Raw genomic sequence first — 19,240 nt, forward strand, 5'->3', positions numbered from 1 at the left:
GATTATTTTACGATTTTTTCAAGCTCCTCAAGGGAAAGATCTACTGAAATGGAACCATCATTTGTTTCTTTCTTAATTGCATCTGTTACTTCTTTTGAATGATATAGTTCAATTACTTTTTTCAGTGTTGGATCATCTTTATCTTTTGTACGAGCTGCGAAAATATTAATATAGGCCTTCGCATTTTCATCCTTTGGATCTTCTAAGAAAATTGGATCCTTCGCTGGATCTAATCCAGCTTGACCCGCAACACCGTTATTAATAACTGAAGCTGCTACATCTTTTAGAACACGAGGTGTTTGCTGTGCGATAACCGGTGTAATTTTTAACTTCTTCGGATTTTCAGCAATGCCACTTGGATCTCCAAATAAGCCAAAGCCTTTCTTAAGCTTTAATAAACCTGCTGCATCAAGAAGTTTTAATGCACGTGCTTGGTTCGTTGGATCGTTCGGAATAGCGATTTCTGAACCATCTGGGATTTCATTTGCTTTCTTATATTTTTCAGAGTATAAGCCCATTGGTGCAATTTGTGTTGTACCAACAGCTGTAATATCTAATTTATGCTCTTTTTTAAATTGCTCTAAGAAAGCAACATGTTGGAAGGCATTTAGTTCAATGTCTCCATCAGCTAACGCTTTATTTGGCGTTGTGTAATCAGAGAACTCAATCAATTTAACTTTAATCCCTTCTTTTTCAGCTTTTCCCTTTACAATTTCCCAAGCGTTTCCATCAGTTCCAGTTACACCGACGCGAACTACTTTCTCTTTCGCTCCTGCATCTGAGCAGCCGCTTAATGCTGAAATTCCTACAATCGCTGATAATGCAAATGCTAAAATTTTCTTCATTTTATTTTCCCCTCTTCCTTTTTATGATCTGCGTAAAAAGACTTTCGCAAAGTAGTTTCCTAAGTTTTGAGCTATCTGTACGAGAAAAATAAGTAAAACGACCGTTACGAACATAACTGATGTATCAAAGCGTTGATAACCATATGTCATCGCTAAGTCACCAAGACCGCCACCACCAACAAGCCCAGCAACTGCAGAAAATTCAATTAGACCAACTGTCATAAACGTGACACCTAAAATTAATGGCGCTAACGCTTCTGGCACAAGAATTCCAAAGACAATTCTAATTGGTGAAGCACCCATTGCTTGCGCTGCTTCAATTACCCCTTTCGGAACAGAAACAAGATTTGTTTCAACCATTCTAGCAATACCAATTGATGCAACTAACGTCATTGGGAAGATCGCTGCCGCTGTTCCAATTGTCGTTCCGATTACGCTTCTTGTTATCGGACTTAAAGCTACTAAAAAGATAATAAATGGAATCGGACGAATTGTATTAATAATGACATTAAGAATGGAAAAGACCCATTTATTCTCTAAAAAGTTTCCTTTACGTGTTACATATAAAAGTAAACCAAGCGGTATACCAAGAATTGTGGCAAATATTAGGGTTACAATTACCATTAAGAGGGTATCCCCCGTCGCATCTAATATACGAGGCCAAAATATACTCCAATCAACTCGCATGAGCTTCTACCTCCTTCAGCTGCACTTGCAGTCTTAGATGTTGTAATGCTTTTTGGATTTCCTTTTGCTCACCTTGCAATTCTACAAGAAGATTTCCAAATAACACATTTTGAAGTTCAATAATATTTCCGTACAGTACGTTTACATCGACGTTATAGTTTTTCGCGATATATGATAGTACCGGCTGTCCTGTCTCCTCACCAGTAAACGTTAAGCGATAAATCTGTCCACCATTTTGAATTTTCGCTAGAACACTGTCTGGTAAGTGATCATTAATAATTGAACGTACGAAATTTTGAGTCGTTTTTGTTTTTGGTTGTGTGAAAACGTCAAACAGTTTTCCTTCTTCAATAACTTTCCCCTTCTCCATTACAGCTACACGGTGACAAATTTCTTTCACAACGTGCATTTCATGTGTAATAAGAAGAATTGTTACATTGTATTCCCGATTTACTTTCTTTAATAAGTTTAAGATTTCTGTCGTTGTTTCTGGATCTAAAGCTGATGTCGCCTCATCACATATAAGGATATCTGGTGATGTCGCCAGCGCTCTTGCAATCCCAACACGTTGCTTTTGTCCGCCTGATAGCTGCTCTGGATAATAGTTTGCTTTATCTTCTAACCCTACAAACTTCAGCAGATCATTTACTTTTTCCTTTATCTCATTCTTTGGTACTTTCGCTAACTTTAATGGGTAAGCAATATTTCCAAACACTGTTCTTGAATTAAATAAATTAAAGCTTTGAAAAATCATCCCGATTCTTTGTCTTAATTTACGTAATTCCTTCGTAGATAATAATGTAATATCTTTATCATCTATTGAGATCGTTCCCGCAGTTGGTCTTTCTAACATGTTTACTAGACGTAATAACGTACTCTTTCCAGCTCCACTAAAACCAATAATGCCAAAAATTTCGCCTTTCTCAACTAATAATGTTACATCTTCCACCGCATGAACAGATTGCCCACCTGATTCATACACTTTACTTACATTGTTAAAAGAAATCATTTTCTTCCCTCCTATATGCTGTAAAAACTTGAAGTAGAGCTTTCGAGGTAAAATAAAAAGTGCTCTCCTTCTTATCAACCATAAAGATAAGAAGGAGAGCACTTATATGTACTCGGTCGCATCTTCTCATCTTCCAAACCTATAAAGGTTTGCTGGATTTAGCACGGTATTAAAAAACCCGTTGCTGAGGTATCGTAGGGCCAGTCCCTCCACCTCTCTGGATAAGAATGTATCGATTTAATTGTCGTTTAATTAATTCTTATTATAGAACTCAGAATAGTAAGAGTCAATATATTTTTTAGAAAAATATTAATTATCCCTTTATTATAATTTTTGAATGAAAAATCTTAATAACATAGTACTTTTTAAAGTTATGTAAAATTTTTCTCCCTCATATTTTAAAAAAGGAGAATCTTCTCTATAAATTGAATAACATTATTTGAATATGAAACTTGGAGGAAGATAAATATATGAAAACAGCTCTTTTACTCGTTGACATTCAAAATGATTATTTTCCAAATGGAAAGATGGAATTGCGTAATCCAGTAGAAGCAAGTGAATATGCTAGCCAACTGCTCCAGCACTTTAGAATGAAAAACAAACCTATTTTTCATATCCAACATGTAGCTATAAAAGATGACGCTACTTTTTTCCTGCCAAATACAGAAGGTGTATATATTCACGAAAATGTTCGTCCGCTTAGAGAGGAAGTGGTTATACTCAAGCATTACCCAAATAGCTTTCGAGAAACTGATCTTCTAGAGCAATTACGACGTTTAGACATTGAGCACGTCGTAATATGTGGGATGATGACCCATATGTGTATCGATGCCACCGTAAGGGCTGCTTTTGATTTTGGCTTTCATTGCACCGTAATACATGATGCTTGTGCTACAAAAGACCTTTCTTTTAAAAATGCTACTATACCAGCCGTTTATATTCACAATACAATTTTGGCTAGTTTAAATAGAGTATATGCAAATGTAATGAGTACAGAAGAATTTTTAGCTATAAAAAAACACTCCATTCAGTGAGCAAAACCGAAAAGAGTGTTTCTTGTCGAACCATAGATTTTCTTTCAAATTGTATTATACAGGAAATTTCTAAAATGAATACTAAAAAATGTGACTAATGACTCAATTTTTCTCCTCACTTTATTTCTATTTACATGTTTATCCCGCTATTAATAGGGTTTAGCTCGCATTACTCAAAAAATAGTAATATATGGAATTATAATTCAAAAAGGAGATCTTCACATTTTGTGAAGATCTCCTCTACTATTTCTTATAAAGTTTCAGAAGTAGTTTTTGCTTGCATGTGAAGTGCTAAGTAGTCAGGGCCACCAGCTTTAGAGTCTGTACCAGACATATTAAAGCCACCGAATGGTTGGTAACCTACGATTGCACCAGTACATCCACGGTTGAAGTATAAGTTACCAACATGGAAGTCTTCACGTGCTTTTTCAATATGGTCACGGTTGTTAGTAACAACAGCACCTGTTAAACCGTATTCTGTATTGTTTGCAATTGCAAGTGCATGATCAAAGTCTTTTGCTTTACAGAATGCTACTACTGGTCCGAAGATTTCTTCTTTCATTAAACGAGCATCTTCTGCAACGTCAGCAACGATTGTCGGTTGAATGAACCAACCTTTAGAATCGTCTCCTTCGCCACCTGCTAAGATTCTACCTTCTTCTTTACCAATTGCAACATAGCTCATTACTTTATCGAATGCAGCTTGGTCATTAACAGGACCCATGTTTGTACCTAATACAGCTGGGTTATCAACTGTTAATTCTTTTGTTAATTCAACTGCACGATTTAATACGTGATCGTATACATCTTCGTGGATTACTGCACGAGAACATGCAGAACATTTTTGTCCTGAGAATCCGAATGCTGATGCAACGATAGATTTAGCAGCTAATTCAAGATCAGCTTCTTTATCAACAACGATTGTATCTTTACCGCCCATTTCAGCGATAACACGTTTTAACCAGATTTGTCCTGGGTTTACTTTCGCTGCACGCTCATAAATACGGATACCTACATCACGAGATCCAGTGAAGCTAATGAAGCGTGTACGAGGGTGATCTACTAAGTAGTCACCAACTTCAGAACCGTTACCTGGAACGAAGTTTACTACGCCAGCTGGTAAACCAGCTTCTTCTAATACTTCCATGAATTTCGCTGCTACTACAGGAGTTGTACTAGCTGGTTTTAGTAATACTGTGTTCCCAGAAACTAAAGCAGCTGTTGTCATACCTGCCATAATTGCAAATGGGAAGTTCCAAGGAGAAATGATAACACCTACTCCTAATGGAATGTAAGAGAAACGATTATATTCAATTGGACGGCTTTCTACTGGAATACCGTCTTTTAATTTCAACATTTGACGAGCATAATATTCCATAAAATCGATTGCTTCTGCTGTATCAGCATCTGCCTCATTCCATGGTTTACCTGCTTCTTTTACAAGAATAGCAGAAAATTCATGTTTTCTACGACGAACGATTGCTGCAGCACGGAATAAAATGTCTGCACGCATTTCTGGTTTTGACTTTCTCCAAGTTTGGAATGTTTCATCCGCTACTTGCATTGCTTTTTCAGCTAATTCACGGCTTGCTTTTGAAACGCGACCAACAAGTTCCTCTTTATTTGCAGGGTTTACAGAAACAATTTTGTCTTCTGTAGTGATTTTTTCTCCCCCAATAATTAATGGATAGTCTTGTCCAAGATAAGATTCTACTTTCTTTAAACCTTCTTCAAACGCTAATTTGTTCGCCTCTACTGAAAAATCTGTAAATGGCTCATGTTTGTATGCTACTACCATCCTTTTAGCCTCCCCTTAGAAAAACGTTTACATTTTACAACATTATTCTACACGATAATTTAGATTTATTCAAATATTCCTAGACTTATATTTTAAAAATTAATTAATTTTTAAAATATAATAAAAAAATAGAGTTATACATACGTATAACTCTACAGAATATGAGTATATTCCAAAATGTTTTTTCCGATTAATAAAATAGTTACTAATAAAAATAAAGTCCTCACATATCCAACACCTTTTTGAACAGCAAACCTTGATCCAAAATAAGCGCCAAAAATCATCGATAATCCCATGATAATACCGTATTCAAAATGAATTATGTCTAAAAATAAAAAAGTAATTAAAGATACGATGTTACTAACAAAGTTCAAAAGTTTTCCAGATGCTGCCGCTTGAATAAAATCCAAACCGATTAATAAAAATGCAAAAATTAAAAAGGATCCTGTTCCTGGTCCAAAAAAACCATCATAAAATCCTATCATTAAAATAACAAAGAAAAATATTAATGTTTTCCTTTTCGTCATCTTTTTATAGGTAGATACACTTCCCCAATCCTTTTTCGCAATAATATAAATAGCAATACATACCAACATTATAAGTACTAATGGACGTAAAATATCCGGTGGAATAAATTTTACTACTAAAGCACCTGCAATCGCTCCAACAATAGTTAACGGGATTAACTTTCCTACAATTTTAAAATCAACCTTTCCTGATCGAATAAAATAAATTGTACTTGTAAACGTCCCCATTGTTGCAGCTAATTTATTCGTTGCAATTGCCGAAGCTGGTGGTAAACCAACAAACATAAGCGCAGGAAGCGAAATTAACCCTCCCCCTCCAACAACTGAATCAATAAAAGCTGCTAAAAAACCGAATGCAATTAATAAAATAATGACTTGAAAACTTAATTCGTCCATAAGCTTTACCCCTTACCCCTTTATTTATAACATTTTAAATTATAACAAAATTCCTCAAGAAAAAAAGCTGTTCCAAAAAGGAACAGCTCTCCTATTTAATCTAAAATTTTCACCAATGGTTCATCTTGCTTCGCTTCACGTATAATAATAGCTTCTGGACGTTCTACAGATTTAATCGTTACTTGTACTTTCATGTAATTCGGGAAGTATTCCATAACAAGCCCTGCAACATATTGTGTAAAACCAATTATGTCAGCTTTCCCATTAAATTGGACAGGAATATCAAGCTTCATTTCTTTTAATTCATCATCTTTATACATACCAGTACCGATAACAGCCGTATAGTCGCCTTGGAAATAATCGCTTAATTTTGCTTTAAAGTTTGATACTCTTGCAAGATCTTCACGTTTATTATCTGTTTTCGCTTGTTCAGATGGGAACAAATAATATTTCTCATTAATTTGTTTCCAATCTTCAACCGTTTCACTACCTTTTTCCACATTCGCATAAGAAACAAAATTACCTGGCACAAGTGAAGACTTTGGAGCTTGGCGATAAATCGCAAATGTAATCGGAACATTTTTTATTTCGGGATTTTTTTGGTGCATAACTTTCAAGATTTCTTGCGCCATTTTTTTCCCTTCTGCTAACATTTTTTCGTCCGGGATTGCAACCTCACGCGGATAGCCATGCTCTTCCTCATAATATTGAACAGAATTCATCGCTAATCCAACTACAATGCCACCAAGTTCAACATCTTTCTCGCCTTTTTTCACATAATAATCTTGCTCTAAAATATTTGAAATATATATTGGATTTTTTTTATTTTTCACTTCTAGTGATTCGGATCCTTCACCTAACGCTGGGTTTAACCCTATGTTAGGAAATTTAACCGCATCTTTTTTTAAACTGTCCTCTAGTTCCTTTTGTTGAGCATCTGTACGCTTTCTTTTAACAAGCATTTGCACAGTTCGGGCATCTAGAGTACTTCCACCTTTAAAGAAATAATCTTTCGTACTAAATGATTCTTTCGCAATACGCATTAATCCTGTTTCAAATTCATCTACATCAAGGCGACTATTTAATCCTTGTACAACTAAACCACGTGCAGATCCTGCATCAAATGGAACAGTCGTCTTATAATATTCATCCGAAATAGAGTATTTTGGGACGACTGCTTGCTCTTTTGCTTTCCCCGATTTCTCAACCACTTTTTCATCTTTGTCGGCACCTATACTACACCCACTTACAAGTAGGCTAAGGCTTAATACCGCTAATGCTATTTTTTTCATGGTAAGTTTGCACCTCTTACTTATTTAGCTCTTGTAAGAACCTCTCTTCATTCCAAACCTCAACATTATGTTTCTCCGCTTGTGCTAATTTCGAACCTGCTGCTTCACCTGCAACAACTAGATCCGTACTTTTACTAACACTTCCTGTTACTTTTCCACCTAATGCTTCAATCTTCTTCTTCGCTTCACTTCGGCCCATAATTTCTAACTTCCCTGTTAAGACAACTGTTTTTCCTGCGAAATAAGATTCAACATTTTGTAAGTCCGCACTCTTTATACCTTTGTATGTCATGTTCACGCCATACTCTTTAAACTGTTGTAATAGCTCTAATACATCTTCATTATCAAAATATGCCACAACGGATTGAGCCATTTTTTCACCAATTTCATTAATTGCTTTTAGTTCTTCTTCCGTTGCTTTCACAAGCCCATCCATCGTTTCGAAATGCTCGGCAAATGTACGTGCTGCTTTCGCTCCAACATGGCGAATTCCAAGACCAAATAATAATCGCTCTAACGAGTTTTCTTTAGAATTCTCAATTGCTTGTACTAAATTCGTTGCTGATTTTTCACCGAATCGTTCTAGCTGTAATAATTGTTCTTTCGTCAATGCGTATAAATCTGCAAACGTACGAATATAATCTGCATCAAAGAGCTGTGTGATAACACGCTCTCCTAGTCCGTCAATATTCATTGCATTTCTTGAAACGAAATGAATTAATCCCTCGCGAATTTGAGCTGGACAAGTTGGATTTATACAACGAAGTGCTACTTCTTCTTCTAAACGAACTAGTTCACTCTCACATGCTGGACAATGCGTTGGCATATGGTATTCTTCTTCCTCACCAGTACGCTTATCAAAAATAACGTTCACAACTTCAGGAATGATATCTCCAGCCTTTTTCACAACAACGTAGTCACCAATTCGAATATCTTTTTCGCGAATTAAATCTTCGTTATGTAAAGAAGCACGACGAACGATCGTACCAGCCACTCGCACTGGCTCTAGCTCTGCAGTTGGTGTTACAACACCTGTGCGGCCGACACTTAATTCAATTCCTGTTAATCTTGTTACAACTTCTTCAGCCGGGAACTTATAAGCAATCGCCCATCTCGGACTCTTTGCTGTAGTTCCTAAACTTTCTTGAAGAGCAACATCATCTACTTTTATAACGATTCCATCGATCTCATAATCAAGATCCGGACGTTTTTCTTGCCACTCTTCTACATAAGCTATAACCTCTTCAATTGTTTCACATGTACGGCGATTTGGATTTGTCTTAAATCCAAGTTCGCCTAAGAAATCAAGTGATTCACTATGCGCTGGAATCGTTTTTTCTTCTACATTCGCAAGACCATACACAAACATAGATAGGTTACGCTTCGCTGCAATTTTTGGATCAAGTTGACGTATTGAACCTGCTGCTGCATTACGCGGATTGGCAAATACATCTTCACCATTTTGTTCTTTCTCTTCATTCAACTTAACGAATGAACGCTTCGGCATATAAGCCTCGCCTCGTGCTTCTAACGTTACTTCTTCATTTAGACGGAGCGGAATAGCTTTAATCGTTTTTAAGTTTTGGGTAATATCTTCACCCGTTATCCCATCGCCACGTGTTGCCCCTTGAATAAAGCGTCCTTTTTCATAATGAAGTGAAACAGCAAGTCCGTCAATTTTTAATTCGCATATATATCTTACATTCGCATCATCAATTCCTTGGCGTACTCTTCGGTCGAAATCACGTAAATCTCCTTCGTTAAATGCATTCCCTAAACTTAACATCGGTGACTTATGTGTTACTTTTTCAAATATATCAAGAACCGTCCCTCCAACGCGAATGGAGGGAGAGTCTTCACTCATAAACTCTGGGTTCTCTGCTTCTAATTTTATAAGCTCCTGCATATTACGGTCATACTCCGCATCAGAAACCGAAGGATTGTCTAATACGTGATATTGATAATTAAATGTGTTTAACAAATCACGCAGTTCTTCTATACGTTTTTTTGCTATCTCTTTTGACATACCCTCATTCCTTTCCTATTGTTTCGTCACAGGTGCAAATTTTGCTAATAAACGTTTAACGCCAATTGGGCTTGGGAACGCAATATCTAATTCTTTTGCATCACCTTCACCTTTTACACTTACAACTGTACCGACTCCCCACTTTTGGTGGGAAGCTTTATCTCCTACTGCCCAGCCAATTTGCTCGCCACCTGTTGTCTTAACAGCCGGACGTACGAAAGCTGAGCGAGAACGTGTCGTTCCAGTGCTTGTCGCCATTGCACCTGTCGTTCTTCCTTTTGCCTTTGCCCCAAACGAAGTCTCACGCTTCGGCGCTGTTTCATTTAATGATTCCACTAGCTCTGCTGGGATTTCTGTAATAAATCGAGATGCTGCATTCATACTTGTTCTACCAAATAAAGTACGCATTTGCGCATTGGATAAATATAACTCTTCTTCTGCACGAGTAATACCTACATAAGCAAGACGACGCTCTTCTTGCATTTCATCTTCTTCCATTAGAGAACGAGTATGCGGGAATATTCCTTCCTCTAACCCAACAATAAAGACGACTGGGAATTCTAATCCTTTCGCTGAGTGCATCGTCATTAAAATAACTTCCTCACCAGCAGTTGGATCTTCATCTACACGATCAATATCAGCAACAAGCGCCAAATCTGTTAAGAATGCAACTAGGCTCTTATCTTCGCTTTGAGATTCGAATGTTTGCGTAACAGATAAAAACTCGTCTAAGTTTTCTAAACGACCTTCTGCTTCTAAAGTACGCTCGTTTTTCAACATATCGCGATAGCCTGTTTTTTCAATAACTTCTTCAACTAATTCTGTAACAGATAAATACTCTTGCATATTTACCCAGTTGTGTAATAGGCCTGCGAATTCTTTTACTGCCTTTGTAACCTTTGCACTTACTCCAACATGCTCAATCTCATCGAATACAGCCGTTAATGAAATTCCATTTTGTACACCGTAATTAATAATTTTATCGATAGAAGTCGCACCAATTCCGCGCTTTGGTACGTTAATAATACGCGCGAAACTAATCTCATCATCTGGATTCCCAATTAAACGTAAATACGCCAAAATGTCTTTAATCTCTTTACGATCGTAGAACTTCGTACCACCGACAATTTTGTAAGGAATATTAGATTTCAGGAAAATCTCCTCGATCATACGAGACTGAGCATTGGTACGATATAACACTGCAAAATCAGTATATTTTCGTTTCCCCATTTGAATATCGTCACGAATTTTTTTCGCAACAACATATGCTTCGTCTTTTTCCGTTGCAGCACGGTAATACGAGATTTTGCTTCCAACTTGATTATCTGTCCATAATTTTTTCGGTTTACGATTCGTATTTTTTTCAATTACAGCATTTGCTGCATTTAAAATATTTTGAGATGAACGGTAATTTTGTTGTAACAAAATTACTTGCGCATTCTCATAGTCTTTTTCGAATGACAAAATGTTAGAGATATCCGCACCACGCCAGCGATAAATAGACTGATCAGAGTCACCGACAACACAAAGGTTTTTAAAACGCGCTGCCAAATGTTTAACAAGAAGATACTGAGCTTTATTCGTATCTTGATACTCATCAACGTGAATATACTGGAACTTACGCTGATAAAACTCTAATACTTCTGGAACACGTTCAAACAGCTGAATCGTCGTCATAATTAAATCATCAAAGTCTAATGAGTTATTTTTCAAAAGTCGTTTTTGATATTCTGTATATACATCGCTCGTTAATTTTTCATATGGATCAGCGATTGTAATTTTTTTTGCATATTTATCGGCAGATAACAGTTCATTTTTCGCATTACTAATACCTGCTAAAATAGAGCGCGGCTCAAACTTCTTCGGATCAATATTGCGCTCTTTCATAATTTTTTTGACCACAGTTAACTGATCACCTGCATCTAAAATCGTAAAGTTACGATTAATCCCGATGCGGTCAATATCACGTCGCAAAATACGTACGCACATAGAGTGGAACGTAGAAATCCAAATATCTTCTGCTTCTGGTCCAACAAGTGTATCAATACGCTCGCGCATTTCACGAGCAGCTTTATTTGTGAAGGTAATTGCTAGCACATTCCATGGCGCCACACCTTTTTCACCAAGTAAATACGCAATACGATGTGTTAACACACGTGTTTTACCACTACCTGCGCCTGCCATTAATAGAAGTGGGCCATTCGTTGTTTGTACTGCTTTTTGTTGCTGTGGATTTAAACCGTTTAATAACTTATCTGTCATACTCATATACGCCTGCACCTACTCTCCTTTTACTGCTTTAACTGTTTTTAACGCCGCTTTTATATCATCATAAATAACATTTCCAACAACTACTGTATCAGCATACTGTGCCATTTCTTTCGCTTGTTCTGCATTAGAAATACCACCGCCATAATATAGCTTCGCTTGTTTCAATTCTTCTTTTACATTTTTAACAAGTTCAATATCGCCATACGTACCGCTATATTCTAAATAAAATATCGGTAAATGTAATAGCTTGTCTGCTAAACGCGCATATGCGATAACATCATCTTCTGTTAAATCACATTTTGCATCTGTAAGTTGGGCTACTTTCGCTTCTGGATTTAAAACACAATACCCTTCCATGAAAATTTCGTCCCAGTCCATAATATCCCCAAATTCTTTCAATGCCTCATGATGAACCCCTGTTACCCATTCTACCTTTCGGCTATTTAAAACACTTGGGATGTAATAAAAATCAAACCCTGGTGTAATTGCTTCCACATCAGAAACCTCTAATACACAAGGAACTGCATATCTACGAATGCTAACTAGCATGTGCAATACATTATCAATTGTTATGCCGTCACTTCCACCTACAATAACAGCGTCTGTTCCAGACTCACAAATCATTTCTAAATGTTCATCGCTTAACTCCTTATTTGGATCAAGCTTAAATACATGTTTCCACCCGGAAATATCGTACATGAAAACACCCTTTCTTTTCTCTAGTTATATATATGTCTGTTCAAAATAACAGTTAATTTTCATCAAGATTTTGGATAATAGAAATTCTATTTTTTTCCAAATATACAAATTTAATTTTAAACTTCTTTTTGTGCATTCTTTCATTATAACAAAAAAAGCTACTTACACACACGCCCATTCCAACATCTTTTTCCACGTCAAATGTTGGATTACATATCACCAAAATCACATGGGATACTAATAAAAGAAATAGTATTTACTATTTCGAAGTTCATCAAAAAGGAGTGTTTTTCTAATGAAGCAAAACATCGGTACAATCAATGCTCTAATTCGGATTACGCTCGGACTTATCCTCTTCGGTTGTAGTACCGCTAAACTCGTACGCAAACCGTGGTGCACTTGGTCTAAAGTTTTATTATGGATTGGTGCAATGAAAGTTGCAGAGGGAATTGTTCGTTTCTGCCCTATTGCTGAAGTATGTAAATTTGGAAAATTCATGAGTATGGGCGCATTTAAAATGCCTAGCATGAATTTTGCTGAAAAAGGACATGCTAAAGAAGAAGTGAATCAAACTTCCAATCATGACAAACCACAGTCAACTGGAAGTTATGACGCTTCTGACAAAGAGATTGAGTCAGCGATTGAAGATATAATCCTGGCAAAACCGCTTTGAATCATTTGTCACGATGCAAGATGCTCTCAAAGGGACTTAGCTGCTGCAGTGGGCGGTTAAGTCTTCTTTATTTTAACATAAAATGGAACGTATATTCTCGTTTTAAACTTAAGACGTACATAATAAGTGTCAATATGAAATTTCAGAAAATTAAGTGTAAACCCCTTGCTTAAAATGATATAAAAGTGATATCATTTTTATATCAGGAGGCGATCATATGAAAGAAAAACAAGTATTTTATGTAAATGGTTTTCTCGGTATTATTGGCATTTTGATTTTAGCTGCTATCGGTGTATTTTTCCTTGCGCAAGAAATTTTCATAGGAGCAGCATTAACTATTATTTTAGCCGCGGTTCTCGCGACAGGCATCGGTATCGTTCAACCGAATCAAGCGAAAGTTATTACGTTCTTCGGTAATTATTTAGGAACAATCCGTCAAAATGGTTTATTTTTAACGATTCCATTCGCATTCCGTCAAACTGTATCTTTACGTGTTGAAAACTTTAACAGTAAAAAATTAAAAGTAAATGATGTTGACGGAAATCCAATTGAAATTGCTGCCGTTATCGTATATAAAGTTGTTGATTCTGCAAAAGCAATGTTTGGTGTTGAACATTATGATCGTTTTGTAGAAATTCAAAGTGAAACGGCAATCCGCCACGTTGCAACAAAATATCCTTATGACAATTTCCAAGATGAAACCAGCGTTACGTTACGCGGAAATACTGAAGAAGTCTCTGAGGAGTTAAAACGCGAGCTAGAGGCGCGACTTGAAATTGCCGGCGTAGAAGTATTAGAAACTCGTTTAACGCACTTAGCTTACGCAACAGAAATTGCCCATGCAATGTTACAACGTCAACAAGCGAAAGCAGTATTAGCTGCTAGAAAAGAAATTGTTGAAGGTGCTGTGAAGATGGCAAAAGATTCAATCCATATGTTAGATGAAGAAGGCGTGCTGGAATTAGATGACGAGCGTAAAGCGAATATGGTAAACAACTTATTAGTTGCTATCGTTTCAGATAAAGGTGCGCAACCAGTCATTAATACAGGAAGCCTATACTAAGGGCTATAAGAAATTATGGCTAAAAAGAAAAGCTTTCCATTACGTATTGATCCTGAATTACACGCAGTCATCGAAAAATGGGCGAATGATGAGTTTCGTAGCGTCAATGCACACATCGAGTATTTACTTCGAGAAATGGCAAAGCAAAAAGGAAAATTAAAAAAAGATAAAGATGCATAAAAAAATCCCGCTGATTTCTCAGCGGGATTTTTTGCATATTAACTTCTCGTCATCTCATGCTCAATTGCACGATATCCTATATCACTTCGATAAAATAGACCATCACTCTCAATTTTACCAATTTCTTTATATACTTTATCTTTTGCTTCTTGTAAACTATTCGCCTTGCAAGCAACAAATAATACACGGCCACCGTTTGTTACAAAGTCACCATGTTTCATCGCTGTACCCGCATGGAAAACAATCACATCTTGCATTGCATCTAATCCGTTAATAATTTCACCTTTTTTATACGCTTCTGGATATCCTTTAGAAGCAAGTACCACACCAATAACTGCTTCTTCTGACCATTGTAACGTTAGTTCACTTTCATCTAATACAGCGTTACATACATCAACTAAATCATTTTCTAAGCGAGGTAATACAACTTCTGTTTCAGGATCGCCAAAGCGTGCATTAAATTCAATTACCTTTGGACCATCACTTGTTAAAATAAGACCTGCATATAAAATACCTGTAAACGAACGGTTTTCTTGGATCATCGCTTTAGCAGTTGGATGTAATACTGTTTGAATCGCTTTTTGAACTGCTGATTCAGAAATTTGTGGTACTGGAGAATATGCGCCCATTCCACCTGTATTAGGACCTTTATCACCATCAAAAGCTCGCTTATGATCTTGGGCAATTACCATTGGATGTACAGTTGTTCCATTTACAAATGCCATTAATGAGAATTCTTGTCCATCTAAAAACTCTTCAATAACAACCTTCTTACTTGCTTCGCCGAATTTCACGTCTTGTAGCATTTCCTTCACAGCTTGTAATGCCTCTTCAAGCGTCATTGCTACTGTTACACCTTTACCAGCAGCTAAGCCGTCAGCCTTAATAACGATTGGCGCACCAACTTTTTGAATGTACTGTACTGCTTCTTCATAATCTGTAAAAGTTTCATATGCTGCAGTTGGAATATCATACTTTTTCATCAATTCTTTCGTAAAAGCTTTACTACCTTCAATAACAGCAGCCGCTTTGTTCGGACCAAATACGCGAAGCCCCTCTTCTTTAAAACGATCAACAATTCCGTTCATAAGCGGAATTTCTGGGCCAACGAAAGTTAATTCGACATTATTCTCTTTTGCAAATAAGACAAGTGCATCAAAATCATTTTCATCAATATCAACTGGTGTTGCAACATCTCGCATACCTTCATTACCTGGTGCTACATACACCTTTTTCACTTTTGCAGATTGTGCAAACTTCCAAGCTAAAGCATGCTCACGCCCACCGCGGCCAATTACTAAAACATTCATATTTCATCCCCCAATACTTAAATAAGTACAAACTAGAAGCTATGCTCCTAGTTTGTTTTTCTATCAATGTAAGTTTAAAAAGGAGGATCTAGAGAACCGAGCAGGTCGAGACGCATTCGCCAGGAGGACACGGAGTGTAGCTTTCCTACATGAGTACCGCACTGGCAATGCAACGACGACATGCGACAGTTATCTTGACCGGACTTTTTAAACATCCTCTATTAATGTTTGAAATGACGTACACCAGTGAACACCATAGCAATCCCATACTCATCTGCCATTTTAATAGAATCTTCATCACGAATTGATCCACCTGGTTGAATGATTGCTGTAATACCAGCTTTTGCTGCTTCTTCCACTGTATCTGGCATTGGGAAGAAAGCATCAGATGCAAGTGCGCTACCTTGTGCTTTTTCACTAGCTTGCGTGATTGCAATTTTCGCAGAACCTACGCGGTTCATTTGTCCTGCACCTACCCCAATTGTCATATCATCTTTTGCTAAAACAATTGCATTTGATTTCACATGTTTTACAACTTTCCAAGCTAGTTTTAAATCTTTCCACTCTTGCTCTGACGGTTCACGTTTTGTCGGAATTGAAATTGTACTTTCATCTAATGATAACGTATCTTCTTCTTGAACAAGAAGTCCCCCTTGTACAGAAGTTAGTTTTTTACTTGCACTTGTCGCTTTTTCAATATTTACAGTTAGTAAGCGTAAGTTCTTCTTACTTTGCAACACTTCTAAAGCTTCTTGTGAGAACGAAGGCGCGATAACAATTTCTAAGAAAATTTCATGTAATTTTTCAGCTGTCGCTTTGTCAATTTCGCGATTCGCTGCAATAATACCGCCAAAAATTGATACTGGATCCGCCTCATAAGCACGTGTGTATGCTTCATGAATATCAGTACCTACTCCAACGCCACATGGATTCATATGTTTTACCGCTACTACTGCTGGTTCTGTAAATTCTTTAACGATGCTAAGCGCTGCATCTGCATCATTAATATTGTTATAAGATAATTCTTTTCCGTGCAATTGTTCTGCATATGCAACTGAAGAAGTGGCTGCGAATGGCGCTTTATAGAAAGTTGCCTTTTGATGCGGGTTCTCGCCATAACGTAAGTCTTGTTTTTTCTCAAATGTCACAGTTAACGTTTCTGGACTTTCTTCACCCATTTGCTCTGTTAAATAGTTAGAAATTAGCGCATCATAAGCTGCTGTATGACGGAATACTTTCGCTGCTAATTTACGTTTCGTTTCTTCTTTTACTTCGCCGTTCTCTTTCAATTCTGCTAACACAACATCATAATCTACTGGATCTACAATGACAGACACGAATTTATGATTTTTCGCAGCAGAGCGAATCATTGTTGGGCCACCGATATCAATATTTTCAATTGCATCAGCAAATGTTACATCAGGCTTAGCGATTGTTTCTTTAAATGGATATAAGTTAACAACAACAAAATCAATTGCTTGAATGCCTAGTTCATTCATTTGCGCTACATGTGTTTCATTATCACGAACCGCTAATAGACCACCATGAATATTTGGATGTAATGTTTTTACACGGCCATCCATAATTTCTGGGAAACCAGTTACTTCAGAAATACCGATTACTTGTAAACCGTTTTCTTCTAGTAATTTTTTCGTACCACCTGTTGAAATAACTTCAATCCCTTGTTCTAGTAAACCTTTAACAAATTCTACTACCCCCGTTTTATCTGAAACACTTACTAATGCACGCTTTTTCATTGATCATTCACCCCTAGTTGTATGTTAGTTAACAGTTGGTTCTTTCACAGACTGCACAATTTGATTCACTGTATTTACGTATAATTGATGTTCCACTTGTTGGATTTTCTTTTGTAAGCTTTCTCTCGTATCCCCTTTAGAAACAGCTACTGCTTCTTGCGCAATAATTGGACCTGTATCCATACCTGCATCTACATAATGAATTGTTACTCCCGTTACTTTCACTCCTGCTTCTAACGCTTGGCCGATAGCATCTTTACCTGGAAAACTGGGTAATAGTGATGGATGAATATTAATAATCTTCCCGCCGTATGCTTCTAGTAACGTCGGTCCAATTAAACGCATATAGCCAGCTAAAATAACATAATCAATTTCATATTCTTCTAGCTTCTTTAATATCTCTTTTTCAAATGCTTCTTTTGACTCATATTCTTTCGCTGAAAAGGCGAAGCATGGAATATGATGATAATGTGCTCGCCCAACAGCGCGTGCTTCTGGTTTATCACATACTAATAAACTAATTTCTGCACCCAATCTTTTTTCTTCTACCGCATTAACGAGAGATTGAAAGTTAGATCCACTTCCAGAAGCAAAAACTGCTAATCTACTCATAGTACTGTGCTCCCATTGAAGGTAACGCCAGCTCCTTGTACAGTACGTCCAATAATACGAGCTGTTTCTCCTTGCTCTTCAAGAAGACGAACAACATCTTTTGCATCTTCTTCCTTCACCGCTACTACCATACCAATACCCATGTTAAAAATATTGAACATTTCTTTCTCTTCTAATTCCCCAATTTCTTGAAGTAAATGGAAGATCGGTTGGATTTTCCAAGATCCTAGCTCAATTTCAGCACCAATTCCTTCTGGCAACATACGTGGGATATTTTCAATGAATCCGCCACCTGTAATATGTGCCATACCGTATACTTCATGTTTCTTCAATAGTTCTAAAATAGGTTTGACATAAATTTTCGTTGGTTTTAATAATTCTTCACCAAGAGGTAGCTCTAAGCGTCCATAAATGCGATCTAAAGATAGTTCTCCATCTTCTAGTAGTACTTTTCGTACTAAAGAGTAACCATTACTATGAATACCGCTAGATGCTAAGCCAATTAATACGTGACCAGCTTCAATTTTTTCACCTGTTACAATTTTCTTTTTATCAACGATCCCAACTGTAAAGCCCGCTAAATCGTATTCTTCCGTAGAATACATTCCTGGCATTTCAGCTGTTTCTCCACCAATTAATGCACAACCAGCTTGGCGACAACCTTCTGATATACCTTTGACGATGTTTTCAATTTTACTAGGTTCAGCTTTACCACAAGCAATATAATCAAGGAAGAAAAGCGGTTCTGCTCCCTGGACAACAATATCATTTACACACATTGCTACTGCATCAATACCAATTGTGTCATGTTTATCTGCCATAAAAGCGAGCATCAATTTCGTTCCCACGCCATCTGTTCCAGATACTAATACAGGTTCTTGTAATGCAAATTTTGATAGATCAAACATACCTCCAAAACCGCCTAAACCGCCTAGTACTTCTTTTCTCATAGTTGTTTGTACGTGTTTTTTCATGCGAGATACCGCTTCATATCCAGCTTCAATATCTACTCCTGCTTGCTTATATGCATTCGCCATCGTTAATTACACCTCGTCTTTTAA

Annotated in this window: 17 protein-coding genes and 1 riboswitch; of the genes, 4 read left to right on the forward strand and 13 right to left on the reverse strand. The window is 36.9% G+C overall.

Annotated features, from left to right (window positions below):
* Positions 1-2: 2 nt before the first annotated feature.
* The 3 genes from ACQKNI_RS21540 to ACQKNI_RS21550 are packed head-to-tail and all read right to left on the reverse strand — an operon-like array spanning position 3 to position 2,541.
* Entirely contained in the window at positions 3-845 is an 843-nt protein-coding gene (locus tag ACQKNI_RS21540) for a MetQ/NlpA family ABC transporter substrate-binding protein (RefSeq protein ID WP_098357417.1), read from the reverse strand.
* Between the two features lie 21 nt (positions 846-866).
* Positions 867-1,532 carry a methionine ABC transporter permease gene (locus tag ACQKNI_RS21545; protein ID WP_098357416.1) on the reverse strand — a complete coding sequence of 222 codons (666 nt, stop codon included), beginning with the start codon at positions 1,530-1,532 and terminating at the stop codon, positions 867-869.
* Complete coding sequence (locus ACQKNI_RS21550) at positions 1,522-2,541, reverse strand: methionine ABC transporter ATP-binding protein (protein ID WP_088231839.1); 1,020 nt, start codon at positions 2,539-2,541, stop codon at positions 1,522-1,524. Before ACQKNI_RS21550 ends, ACQKNI_RS21545 begins: the two co-directional genes overlap by 11 nt.
* A gap of 123 nt (positions 2,542-2,664) precedes the next feature.
* A riboswitch (SAM riboswitch) is annotated at positions 2,665-2,769 on the reverse strand.
* Between the two features lie 242 nt (positions 2,770-3,011).
* On the opposite strand from ACQKNI_RS21550, the gene ACQKNI_RS21555 reads away from it, so the two are divergent.
* Positions 3,012-3,575: a cysteine hydrolase family protein gene (locus ACQKNI_RS21555; protein WP_088231840.1), complete on the forward strand. Its 564-nt coding sequence runs from the start codon at positions 3,012-3,014 to the stop codon at positions 3,573-3,575.
* Positions 3,576-3,825: 250 nt separating this feature from the next.
* Here the strand turns inward: ACQKNI_RS21555 and pruA are convergent, their stop codons facing one another.
* From pruA to ACQKNI_RS21585, 6 genes are all read right to left on the reverse strand, one after another.
* A complete protein-coding gene (gene pruA, locus ACQKNI_RS21560) occupies positions 3,826-5,373 on the reverse strand; it encodes an L-glutamate gamma-semialdehyde dehydrogenase (protein ID WP_088231841.1) in 1,548 nt (515 codons plus the stop codon).
* Positions 5,374-5,525: 152 nt separating this feature from the next.
* Positions 5,526-6,296, reverse strand: coding sequence for a TSUP family transporter (locus ACQKNI_RS21565; protein ID WP_088231842.1), 771 nt, complete (start codon positions 6,294-6,296; stop codon positions 5,526-5,528).
* Positions 6,297-6,391: 95 nt separating this feature from the next.
* Positions 6,392-7,588 (reverse strand): CamS family sex pheromone protein, encoded by a 1,197-nt coding sequence (locus tag ACQKNI_RS21570; protein WP_088231843.1) that lies wholly within the window; start codon positions 7,586-7,588, stop codon positions 6,392-6,394.
* Positions 7,589-7,604: 16 nt separating this feature from the next.
* Positions 7,605-9,614 (reverse strand): NAD-dependent DNA ligase LigA, encoded by a 2,010-nt coding sequence (gene ligA, locus ACQKNI_RS21575; protein ID WP_088231844.1) that lies wholly within the window; start codon positions 9,612-9,614, stop codon positions 7,605-7,607.
* A gap of 15 nt (positions 9,615-9,629) precedes the next feature.
* Positions 9,630-11,894, reverse strand: a complete 2,265-nt coding sequence (gene pcrA / locus ACQKNI_RS21580; RefSeq protein ID WP_427282679.1) for a DNA helicase PcrA — start codon at positions 11,892-11,894, stop codon at positions 9,630-9,632.
* Positions 11,895-12,584, reverse strand: a complete 690-nt coding sequence (locus ACQKNI_RS21585) for a heptaprenylglyceryl phosphate synthase (protein WP_000272075.1) — start codon at positions 12,582-12,584, stop codon at positions 11,895-11,897.
* 295 nt (positions 12,585-12,879) lie between these two features.
* On the opposite strand from ACQKNI_RS21585, the gene ACQKNI_RS21590 reads away from it, so the two are divergent.
* From ACQKNI_RS21590 to ACQKNI_RS21600, 3 genes are all read left to right on the forward strand, one after another.
* Positions 12,880-13,257, forward strand: coding sequence for a YgaP family membrane protein (locus tag ACQKNI_RS21590; protein ID WP_088231846.1), 378 nt, complete (start codon positions 12,880-12,882; stop codon positions 13,255-13,257).
* A 217-nt stretch (positions 13,258-13,474) separates the two neighbouring features.
* The gene (locus ACQKNI_RS21595; RefSeq protein WP_088231847.1) at positions 13,475-14,320 is read left to right on the forward strand and encodes an SPFH domain-containing protein; all 846 of its coding nucleotides are present in this window, start codon (positions 13,475-13,477) and stop codon (positions 14,318-14,320) included.
* Between the two features lie 15 nt (positions 14,321-14,335).
* The gene (locus tag ACQKNI_RS21600) at positions 14,336-14,500 is read left to right on the forward strand and encodes a toxin-antitoxin system HicB family antitoxin (RefSeq protein WP_001085171.1); all 165 of its coding nucleotides are present in this window, start codon (positions 14,336-14,338) and stop codon (positions 14,498-14,500) included.
* 38 nt (positions 14,501-14,538) lie between these two features.
* On the opposite strand, the gene purD is transcribed toward ACQKNI_RS21600, so the two are convergent.
* The 4 genes from purD to purM form a co-directional block, all read right to left on the reverse strand.
* Positions 14,539-15,810, reverse strand: a complete 1,272-nt coding sequence (gene purD, locus ACQKNI_RS21605; protein WP_088231848.1) for a phosphoribosylamine--glycine ligase — start codon at positions 15,808-15,810, stop codon at positions 14,539-14,541.
* 221 nt (positions 15,811-16,031) lie between these two features.
* Positions 16,032-17,567, reverse strand: a complete 1,536-nt coding sequence (gene purH / locus ACQKNI_RS21610; RefSeq protein WP_071710556.1) for a bifunctional phosphoribosylaminoimidazolecarboxamide formyltransferase/IMP cyclohydrolase — start codon at positions 17,565-17,567, stop codon at positions 16,032-16,034.
* Positions 17,568-17,591: 24 nt separating this feature from the next.
* Positions 17,592-18,179: a phosphoribosylglycinamide formyltransferase gene (purN, locus tag ACQKNI_RS21615; RefSeq protein ID WP_098253356.1), complete on the reverse strand. Its 588-nt coding sequence runs from the start codon at positions 18,177-18,179 to the stop codon at positions 17,592-17,594.
* A complete protein-coding gene (gene purM / locus ACQKNI_RS21620; protein WP_098357415.1) occupies positions 18,176-19,216 on the reverse strand; it encodes a phosphoribosylformylglycinamidine cyclo-ligase in 1,041 nt (346 codons plus the stop codon). The genes purN and purM overlap by 4 nt, the downstream gene beginning before the upstream one ends.
* Positions 19,217-19,240 lie beyond the last annotated feature (24 nt).

Source organism: Bacillus sp. NPDC094064 (assembly GCF_050279585.1).
GTDB lineage: Bacteria > Bacillota > Bacilli > Bacillales > Bacillaceae_G > Bacillus_A.